The sequence below is a fragment of the Massilia sp. NBRC 108631 genome (assembly GCF_059704565.1).
Genome location: NZ_BAAKJE010000023.1, coordinates 1 through 8,989, shown reverse-complemented (window position 1 = coordinate 8,989; position 8,989 = coordinate 1). Strand labels below are relative to the sequence as shown.

Annotated in this window: 10 protein-coding genes; 7 read left to right on the top strand and 3 right to left on the bottom strand. The window is 66.4% G+C overall.

The genetic code is table 11. The annotated features are described in order from the left end of the window. Positions 1–74: 74 nt before the first annotated feature. Both AC6H42_RS02050 and AC6H42_RS02045 read right to left on the bottom strand, forming a co-directional pair. Positions 75–2,291 (bottom strand): S9 family peptidase, encoded by a 2,217-nt coding sequence (locus AC6H42_RS02050; protein ID WP_497547311.1) that lies wholly within the window; start codon positions 2,289–2,291, stop codon positions 75–77. Positions 2,292–2,399: 108 nt separating this feature from the next. Beyond that, the gene (locus AC6H42_RS02045; protein ID WP_497547310.1) at positions 2,400–3,788 is read right to left on the bottom strand and encodes an MATE family efflux transporter; all 1,389 of its coding nucleotides are present in this window, start codon (positions 3,786–3,788) and stop codon (positions 2,400–2,402) included. 146 nt (positions 3,789–3,934) lie between these two features. Here AC6H42_RS02045 and AC6H42_RS02040 point away from each other — a divergent pair, with 146 nt between their 5' ends. From AC6H42_RS02040 to AC6H42_RS02030, 3 genes are all read left to right on the top strand, one after another. Continuing rightward, complete coding sequence (locus tag AC6H42_RS02040; RefSeq protein WP_057158945.1) at positions 3,935–4,627, top strand: beta/gamma-crystallin; 693 nt, start codon at positions 3,935–3,937, stop codon at positions 4,625–4,627. Between the two features lie 110 nt (positions 4,628–4,737). After that, complete coding sequence (locus tag AC6H42_RS02035) at positions 4,738–5,706, top strand: DnaJ C-terminal domain-containing protein (RefSeq protein WP_497547309.1); 969 nt, start codon at positions 4,738–4,740, stop codon at positions 5,704–5,706. 2 nt (positions 5,707–5,708) lie between these two features. Further along, the gene (locus tag AC6H42_RS02030; protein WP_057158943.1) at positions 5,709–6,050 is read left to right on the top strand and encodes a hypothetical protein; all 342 of its coding nucleotides are present in this window, start codon (positions 5,709–5,711) and stop codon (positions 6,048–6,050) included. Here AC6H42_RS02030 and AC6H42_RS02025 read toward each other — a convergent pair. After that, positions 6,016–6,621 (bottom strand): chemotaxis protein CheD, encoded by a 606-nt coding sequence (locus AC6H42_RS02025; RefSeq protein WP_200954132.1) that lies wholly within the window; start codon positions 6,619–6,621, stop codon positions 6,016–6,018. The genes AC6H42_RS02030 and AC6H42_RS02025 overlap by 35 nt on opposite strands. Before the next feature lie 166 nt (positions 6,622–6,787). Between AC6H42_RS02025 and AC6H42_RS02020 the strand changes: the two genes are divergently transcribed. The 4 genes from AC6H42_RS02020 to AC6H42_RS02005 all read left to right on the top strand — a co-directional run. Continuing rightward, positions 6,788–7,981: a methyl-accepting chemotaxis protein gene (locus AC6H42_RS02020; protein ID WP_057158942.1), complete on the top strand. Its 1,194-nt coding sequence runs from the start codon at positions 6,788–6,790 to the stop codon at positions 7,979–7,981. A 9-nt stretch (positions 7,982–7,990) separates the two neighbouring features. Next, the gene (locus tag AC6H42_RS02015; protein ID WP_057158941.1) at positions 7,991–8,359 is read left to right on the top strand and encodes a response regulator; all 369 of its coding nucleotides are present in this window, start codon (positions 7,991–7,993) and stop codon (positions 8,357–8,359) included. Positions 8,360–8,374: 15 nt separating this feature from the next. Continuing rightward, the gene (locus tag AC6H42_RS02010; RefSeq protein ID WP_497547308.1) at positions 8,375–8,719 is read left to right on the top strand and encodes an STAS domain-containing protein; all 345 of its coding nucleotides are present in this window, start codon (positions 8,375–8,377) and stop codon (positions 8,717–8,719) included. Continuing rightward, positions 8,716–8,989 (top strand): Hpt domain-containing protein (locus tag AC6H42_RS02005; protein WP_497547307.1); only part of this gene is annotated, 274 nt, incomplete at its 3' end. The genes AC6H42_RS02010 and AC6H42_RS02005, both read left to right, overlap by 4 nt.

Genomic DNA, 8,989 nt, shown 5'->3' with positions numbered 1-8,989 from the left:
GCGGGCTTCCAGGCAGCAATATGGGGTCAGGGTTAATTATCCGTACGGATAATTAACCCTGACCCCTTTTTTCTTTACTGAATCGTTTCGGGCTTGAGGTTCTTCTTGAAGAAGGCTTCGATGTTGCCGTACACGTGGCGCTGGCTGGTGGTGCCGGAGATGCCGTGCTTGGCGCCCGGGTAGGTCATCAGCTCGAAGTGCACATTGCGCTTGACCAGCGCGTCTATCATGCGCGTGGTGTTGGTGAACAGCACGTTGTCGTCGGCCATGCCGTGCACCAGCAGCAGCGGCGATTTCAGGCCGTCCACGTGGGCGTAGATGCTGCTCTGCTTGTAGCCTTCGGGGTTGTCCTTCGGCGTGCTCATGAACTGCTCGGTGTAGTGGGTGTCGTACAGTTTCCAGTCCGTCACCGGCGCCACCGACACGCCCATGGCGATCTTGTCGGACGCTTGCGACAGCAGGCGCAAGGTCATGAAGCCGCCATAGCTCCAGCCGAACACGCCGATGCGCTTGGCGTCCACGTAGCTTTGCTTGCTCAGCCATTCTACGCCGGCCAGCTGGTCTTCCACTTCCACCGTGCCCAGGCGCTTGTAGTTGGCGTCGGTGAACACGCGCTCGCGGCGCGAAGAGCCGCGGTTGTCCAGGCGGAACACCACGAAGCCTTGCTGCGCCATGTACTGGTCGAAGTAGTTGCCCCACTTGCGCGCCACGTGCTGCGCGTGCGGGCCGCCGTAAGTGGACAGGTACACCGGGTAGCGCTTGCTGGCGTCGAACTTGTAGGGCTTGATGATAGCGTAGTGCAGCGTCTGGCCGTCTTTCGCGGGCAGGGTGCCGAACTCGGTCGGCAGGTGGTCGGCCTTGAACTTGGCGTACGGGTGCTTGTCGTTCAGTTCGTTCTGTTCCAGCCAGTCGACCATGCTGCCGTCCGGGCGGCGGATGCTGACCTGCGGCGGCGTGCTCGGGTCGGAATAGGTGTCGACGAACACTTCGCCGTTGCGCGAGAACGCGGCGTCGTGCCAGCCGTCGCCCTGGGTGATGCGCTTGGGCTTGTCGGCCGTGCTGCCGTTCAGGGCCAGCACATAGGTCTGCTTGTCGACCACCGCGTCGCGGTTGGAGGCGACGTAGACCTTGCCGGCCTTCTCGTCCACCGCCAGCACGTTGTCGATGCCCCATTCGCCCTTGCTGATGGCGTGCAGCAGCTTGCCGTCCAGGCTGTACAGGTACAGGTGGTTGCGGCCGCTGCGCTCGGACGACCAGATGAAGGCGTCGCGGTTTTTCAGGAAGCGCAGGTCGTCGTGGATGGTGGTCCAGGTGTCGGCTTTTTCCGTGATCAGCACGCGCTGCTTGAGCGAGGCGGCGTCCACCGAGATCAGTTCCAGGGTCTTCTGGTCGCGGCTCTGGCGCTGGAACAGCAGGGCCTTGCTGTTGGCGCTCCAGTCGGCGCGCACCAGGTAGATGTCCGGGTTGCTGCCGAGGTCGACGTCGCGCGTCTCGCCGCTCACCGGCGAGACGATCTTCAGCTGCACCGTCACGTTGGGGTCGCCCGCTGCCGGGTAGCGCTGCTCGACCACGTCGGTGCGGTCGGCGTAGATCTCAAAGCGGCGCGCCACCGGCACCGGGCTGTCGTCGTAGCGCTTGTAGGCGATGGCGCTGTCGTCCGGCGCCCAGTAGTAGCCGGTGCGCTGGCCCATTTCTTCCTGGGCGATGAACTCGGCTTCGCCGTTGTGGATCAGGCCGCCGCCGTCGGTGGTCAGCTGGCGCTCCTTGCCGGTGGACAGCTCGATCACGAACAGGTTCTGGCTGCGCACGAAGGACACGTAGCGGCCCTGCGGCGAAATCTTCGGGTCCAGCACGGCGCCGGACGCCACCAGGCGCGCCGCGTCCGGCTTGGCGGTGTCGATCAGGTACAGGTTGCCGGCGATCGGCACCAGCAGCTGCTTGCCGTCCGGCGACCAGCTGTAGCTCAGGATGCCTTTCAGGCTGGCGGTGCGCTCGCGCTCGCGCTTGGCTTTTTCCGCGTCCGACAGGTTCTCTTCCGGCACCAGGGTCTTCGAGTCCACCAGGCGGTGCTGGGTCTTGTCCTTCATGTTGAATTCCCACAGGTCCAGCTGGTACTGGTTGTCGTCGCGGCCGCGCAGGAAGGTCACGCGGGCGCCGTCGGGCGACACCTTGAGGCTGCGCACGCCGGCGCCGGCCAGGGCCTGGTCGCCATAGATGCGGTCCAGCGTCAAACGTTCAGCGTAGGCGGGCATGGCCGCCGCCAGTGCCAGGAAGGAGAGGATAAAGCGCATGGAAGATCCCGAAATGTTCAAGTGGGCAAGACAATACCAGAGTGCCGCATTGCTTGGATTTGGAAAACGCGCCGAAAAACCGTGGTTCATTCGGCGCGCGCAGCGTCCTCAAGCGGAGGCGTGCAGGCGCTGCAGCGACAGCCGGTTCAGGAAGCCGGTCAGCAGCACGGCGGCGATGGTCAGGCCCAGCACCAGGCCGATCCAGAAGCCGCTGGCGGCCATGGGCGCGGCGGGAACGAAGGGCGCCCATGGCGGCGCCAGCCCCAGCAGGTAGCCCAGCGGCAGCGCGAAGACCCAGAACGCCAGCAGCTGGATCAGCATCGGCTGGCGCGTGACCTTGTAGCCGCGGATGGCGCAGGAGCAGGCCACCTGGGCCGCGTCGGACAGCTGGAACAGCGCGGCGAACAGCAGCAGGTGGGCGCACAGCGCCTGCACCGCCGCGTCGGAGGTGTAGGCGGCGGCGATCTGGTGCCGGAACAGTGCGATGAAGAGGGCCGACAGCAAGGCGAAGATGAGCGACATCGACACCCCCACCCAGGACGCGAAGCGGGCCCGCGCCGGGTTGCCTTCGCCCATGGCCTGGCCGACCCGCGTGATCAGGCCGATGCCGAAGCTGAGCGGCACCATGAACACCAGCGAGGCGAAGTTCAGCGCGATCTGGTGCGCCGACACTTCCACCACGCCGAAGCGCGCCACCAGCAGGCTGACCGCGCCGAAGGCGCTCACTTCGGCAAAATAGGTGACGCCGATCGGCAGGCCGAGCTTGAGCATGCTGCGGATTTCCGGCCAGTGCGGCCATTCCCAGTGCGTGAACGGGTAGGTCTGGCGGTAGGCGGGGGCGTGGCGTATCCACAGGATCATGGCGCCCAGCATCAGCCACATGCAGCCGGCAGTGGCCACGGCGCAGCCGACGCCGCCCAGCTTGGGCAGGCCGAAGCGGCCAAAGATCAGCAGCCAGTTGACGATCACGTTGAACACCAGCCCGAGCAGGGCGATCACCATTACCGGCTTGGTCTCGTTGATCGAGGTGGAATAGCCGTACAGCGCGCGGTAGGCGGCGAACGGCGGCAGGCCGAGGCTGATGATGTGCACGAACAGCGAGGCGCGCGCATTGATCTCGGGCGCCAGGTACAGGTGGTTGAACAGCAAGGTGCCCAGGTTGGCCAGCAGCGCGGCGATCACGCCCACGCCCAGCGCCTTCCACAGGGCCTGGCGCACCGAGTGCGGGATGGTGCCGAAGGCGCCGGCGCCCACCTCGTGCGCCACCACGCTGTTAATCGCCATCATGGTGCCGCTGACGGTGACCAGGATGATGGACCAGATCGACGCGCCCAGCGACACGGCGGCCAGTTCGCTGGCGCTGGCGTGGCCGGTCATGGCCACGTCGGCCACCGCCATGCCCACCGTGGCCAGTTGCCCCACCAGCACCGGCCAGGCCAGCTTCCACAGGGCGGCGGCTTCGGTGCGGATGCTGGAGAGGGTGAAAGTGGTTGGCATGGGGAGGAAATCTTAGGACTAAAGCAACGATTCTACTCGGTGCAGTAGGAATTTGTTACACAGTCGTGTAGGCTGATGCTCCAGCTAAATCGTTGATAGAAGGCATCGATCCGCTGGATGAGAAGAATATTACGGAGCTAAGACCCATGAAACGCACTAGCATCAAGACCCTGGCCTGCGCGGCCGCCCTGCTGAGCCAGTTCGCCGCCGCCCAGGCCGGCGAAATCACGCTGTTCTCGCGCGACAATTTCCGCGGCGAAGAAGTGACCATCCGCGACGGTGCGCGCGACCTGCGCGCGGCCGGCTTCAACGACCGCACTTCCAGCCTGGTGGTGCATTCGGGCGTGTGGGAAGTTTGCGAGCACAAGGACTTCGGCGGCTACTGCGCCGTGTTCGAGCGCGGCGAGCACAACGACCTGCGCCGCTTCAACAACAGCATTTCCTCGCTGCGCCAGGTGGAGCGTGGCGGACGCGGCGGCGGCGGGTTCCGCGACCGCGACCGTGACGGCCGCGATGATCGCGACGAACGCCGCGAGGCGCGCCGCGAAGAATGGCGCGACCGCCACGATGACCGCCAGGGCGGCTACCGCCCCGACCCGATCGAACTGTTCGAACACGCGCGCTTTGAAGGCCGCCGCGTGTCCTTCCAGGGCGAAACCCGCAGTTTCCGCGCCACCGACTTCAACGACCGCGCCAGTTCCATGGTCATCCACGAAGGCCAGTGGCAACTGTGCGAACACGACAACTTCGGCGGCCAGTGCGTCGTCTACGGCCCGGGCCGCTACGACAACCTGGGGCCGATGAACGACAAGCCGTCGTCGCTGCGCCGTATCCGCTAACCGCGGCCAACCGCGCTCCTGGCAGGCCGGCCAACGGTTCAAATCGCGCGCTGGCCGCGCGCGATTCCTTGTAATCTGGACCTGACAGGGCTGCCTGGAGACACTCCATCGTGGAATACAAGGACTACTATCATGCGCTTGGCGTTTCCAAGACCGCCAGCGCCGACGAGATCAAGAAGGCGTACCGCAAGCTGGTGCGCAAATACCATCCGGACGTCAGCAAGGAAGCGGACGCGGACAAGAAAACCAAGGAATTGAACGAAGCCTACGGCGTGCTGGGCGACGCGGAAAAACGCGCCGCCTACGACGCGCTGGGCAACAACGGCCAGTACCGCGCCGGCCAGGAATTCCATCCGCCGCCGGACTGGGGCAATATGGGCGGCATGGGCGGCGGCCGCGCGCCGGGCGGCGCCGGCTTCGACAGCGACTTCTTCGCCGACCTGTTCGCCAATATCGGCGGCAACCGGGGCCGGGGCCGGCCGATGCAGCAGCGCGGCGGGGACAGCCACGCCGCGCTGGAAATCGACCTGGCCGACGCCTACCACGGCGCCAGCCGCACCGTCAGCGTCCGCCTGCAGGAGGAGGACGCGCACGGCCGCACCGTCACGCGCGAGCGCACCCTGGACGTGAACATCCCGCAAGGCATCACCGCAGGCCAGCAGCTGCGCCTGTCCGGCCAGGGCCATCCGGGCAGCGGCGGCGCGCCGGCCGGCGACCTGTATTTGGAAATCCGCTTCCGCCACCACGCGCGCTACCGCATCGAAGGACGCGACGTCTACCAGACGGTGCCGGTGGCGCCGTGGGAGGCGGCGCTGGGTGCGCAAATCGACGTGCCCACGCCGTCCGGCCGCGTCACGGTGGCGGTGCCGCCCAAGTCGCAGGGCGGGCGCAAGCTGCGCCTGAAGGGGCGCGGCATTCCGCCGTCGCGCGCGCAGGCGCAATCCGGCGCGGCCGGCGGCGATCTTTACCTGATGCTGGAACTGGTGCTGCCGCCCGCCGACACCGAGCGCGCGCGCCAGCTGTACGAAACCATGGCGCGCGAGCTGGACTTCAACCCGCGCGCCGGCATGGGAGCTTGATTATGCAGATTCATGGTGAGTTGCTGGACGAGGCTGCGCTGACACTGGAAGAGCTGGCGCGTGCCTGCGCCGTGGAGCCGGACTGGGTGGTGCGCCATGTCAGCAGCGGCGCGCTGCTCTGCAGCGTGACGGCGGCCCCTATCGTGGTGGACGCGGCAGGCGCGGCCACGGCGGCCCCGCCGCACGCGTGGCGCTTCGCCAGCGGCGAACTGCGGCGCGCGCTCCACCTGCTGCGCGTGGAGCGCGATTTCGAGGCCGACGAGGAACTGGCGGCGCTGGTGGTGGACTTGTGCGAGGAAGTGCGGCGGCTCAAGTCAAGACTGCACAGCGCGGGAGCCCCGTAGCGGTTTCGCCCGCCTTGCTGTCGCCCGGCCTGGCCTCGGCGAACTTCGGTTCCCGCAGCGCCGGCTTGCCGGCAGCCGAAGCGCTTTCCTCCGGCTGCGCCTGGCGGCTCCACACATTGCCGCTGCGGATATCGAAGATGATGCTGCGGTGCCCGACGCCGTACAGGCTTTCGGACACCACCGGGATGGCGTGCGCGCGCAGCAGGCGCAGCGCCACCTCGCCGTTCTGGCGCCCGATGTTGCTGGCCTTCTGGTCGTCCCGCCCCGGGAACATCTGGCTGCCGCCGAATATCTTGGCTTGGCACTCGGCCGGGTCCACCCCCATGGCGCGCAATTCGGCCAGCATCAGTTCCAGCGCCTCTTCCCCGTAACGGCTGTTCAAGCCCGGATCCTTCGATGAGTTGCGCGCCGACAACAAAAAATGCGACATGGTGCCGACCCGCCGTGCCGGATGCCACAGGGTAATCGACACGCATGACCCGAGCAGGGTGCGGATGCGGTATTCCGGTCCGCCCACGAAGTATTCGCCGGGCAGCAGGAAGATGTCGATGATGTCGTTATTTCTAGCCATGACCCACTCTAAAGGCAGCGGCGGGCCGCTGTAACTTGTACTTTGGTGCATGCAGGAATTCCACACTGTACCAAAGTACAGGTTACAGGCAGTTCCCTGGTGGATACAGTTTGCTGGCGACTTCACCCGGCTGGACGGGCAGCGTATCCCCAGGAGAATCCCGGCAGTGAAAAATTTCGTACGCAGCCATGCCTGCCTGTTCCTTCCGCTGTCGCTGGCGCTGCTGGCGGCGTTCGCGGTGCTGGCCTTCAGCGGTTTCAGCCTGGCCGGCGGCCTCACCGTGTTGCTGCTGGTGGCTTGCGGCTACGCCAGCGGGCTGTATTTCAACGCCATGCAAAGCACCTTCAACCAGTCGGTGGACGATTACCTGGAAGGGCAGCGCGCGCTCGGCGTGTCGGTCGCGCCGGTATGGTCGCGCCATATCGAGAATTCAATTGCGCAGATGGATGAGGCGGTGGCCGCGCTGGCCGGCCGTTTCGGCGGCATCGTGGAGCGGCTGGACCAGGCCGTGGGCGCCGCCAGCGTCGCCACCGCGTCCATGGACGGTGGCGACGGCCTGGTGACGGTGTTTGCCAACAGCGAGCGCGAGCTGCAAGGCGTGGTCGCCTCGCTGCGTTCGGCCACCGAAAGCAAGGCCGCCATGCTGGACAAGGTGAACGGCCTGGGCCTGTTCGTGCGCGAACTGAAGGAAATGGCGGCCGACGTCGCCAGTATCGCCGCCCAGACCAATTTGCTGGCGCTGAACGCGGCCATCGAGGCGGCGCGCGCCGGCGAGCGCGGACGCGGTTTCGCCGTGGTGGCCAAGGAAGTGCGCATGCTGTCCAACCAGTCGGCCGATACCGGCCGCCGCATCGCCGAAAAGGTGGCCCTGGTGAGCAATGCCATTGTCGCCACGGCGCAGGCGGCGCAGCAGTCGGGCGCGCTGGAAGAAGAGTCGATGCGCGTGTCCGAACAGGCGATTGCCGGTGTACTGAGCGGTTTCCGCGGTGTCACCGACGCGCTGGTCCAGTCCAGCAATCTGCTGAAGGAAGAAAGCGTCGGCATCCAGTACGAGGTGGGCGAGGCGCTGGTGCAGCTGCAGTTCCAGGACCGCGTGACCCAGATCATGAGCCATGTGAAGCAGAACATCGACTTGCTGCGCGCGGCGCTGGAACGGCATTGCGCCGGCTTCGAGCAGGACCGCCGCCTGCAGCCGCTGGATGCCGCCGGCTTGCTGGCCGAGCTGGAAAAAACCTATGCCATGGCCGAGGAGTATGCGCTGGACAGCCGGGCCGCGCCGCCGGCGCCGCCGTCCGCGTCCCCGCAGCGCGCCAAGCCGGCGGCGCTGCCCGCGCCGGCCGATGAAGTTACGTTTTTTTAAGGAGTAGGTATGGCCAAGACCATTATGGTGGTAGACGACTCGGCTTCGCTGCGGCAGGTCGTGGGCATCGCGCTGAAGAGCGCGGGCTATGACGTGATCGAAGCGGCCGACGGCCAGATTGCGCTGAGCAAGCTGGGCGAGAAGAAGGTCAACCTGATCGTGTGCGACGTGAACATGCCCAATATGGACGGCATCACCTTCGTGCGCGAGCTGAAGCAGCAGGCCAGCCACAAGTTTACGCCGGTGATCATGCTGACCACGGAATCGCAGGAGGCCAAGAAGCGCGAAGGCCAGGCGGCCGGCGCCAAGGCCTGGGTGGTCAAGCCCTTCAAGCCCGAAGTGCTGCTGGGCGCCGTGCAAAAACTCTGCCTGCCTTAAGCAGCGGGAGCGGCCATGCCAGGGGATATCGATCCGGGTCTGCTGTTTATCGAAGGCGAGCTGACCATCTACCGCGCCGCCGACCTGAAGGCGGCGCTGCTGGCCGCCGTCAGCCGCGCCCACGCTGGCGGCCATGCACTGGAAGTGGACCTGGCCGGCGTGACCGAAATCGACACCGCCGGCGTGCAGCTGCTGATGCTGGCCAGGCGCAGCGCGCTGCAGCTGCAGCGCCAGCTGCGCCTGGTGGCTCACAGTCCGGCCGTGCTGGAAGTCTTCGAGCTGATGGACCTGGCCGGCTGGTTCGGCGATCCGCTGCTGATGGCGGCCGGCGGCAACGGCGGCGGCAGGAGCGTGGCATGAACCTCGACGACGCGCTGCAAACCTATATCGCGGAGTGCCGCGACCTGCTGGCCGACATGGAGAACGCGCTGCTGGCGCTGGGCCGCCATGGGGATCGGCTGGAAGCGGTGAACGCCATCTTCCGCGCCGCACACACCATCAAGGGCTCGGCCGGCCTGTTCAGCCTGGACCACATCGTCGCCTTCACCCACGTGCTGGAAAGCGTGCTCGATGAAGTCCGCGCCGGGACGGTCGATACGGACGGCGAGCTGGTCACGCTGCTGCTGTCCT

Coding starts and splice junctions, on each gene's coding strand:
- AC6H42_RS02050 (WP_497547311.1), bottom strand. CDS start 2,291: ATGCGCTTTATCCTCTCCTTCCTGGCACTGGCGGCGGCCATGCCCGCC.
- AC6H42_RS02045 (WP_497547310.1), bottom strand. CDS start 3,788: ATGCCAACCACTTTCACCCTCTCCAGCATCCGCACCGAAGCCGCCGCC.
- AC6H42_RS02040 (WP_057158945.1), top strand. CDS start 3,935: ATGAAACGCACTAGCATCAAGACCCTGGCCTGCGCGGCCGCCCTGCTG.
- AC6H42_RS02030 (WP_057158943.1), top strand. CDS start 5,709: ATGCAGATTCATGGTGAGTTGCTGGACGAGGCTGCGCTGACACTGGAA.
- AC6H42_RS02025 (WP_200954132.1), bottom strand. CDS start 6,621: ATGGCTAGAAATAACGACATCATCGACATCTTCCTGCTGCCCGGCGAA.
- AC6H42_RS02015 (WP_057158941.1), top strand. CDS start 7,991: ATGGCCAAGACCATTATGGTGGTAGACGACTCGGCTTCGCTGCGGCAG.
- AC6H42_RS02010 (WP_497547308.1), top strand. CDS start 8,375: ATGCCAGGGGATATCGATCCGGGTCTGCTGTTTATCGAAGGCGAGCTG.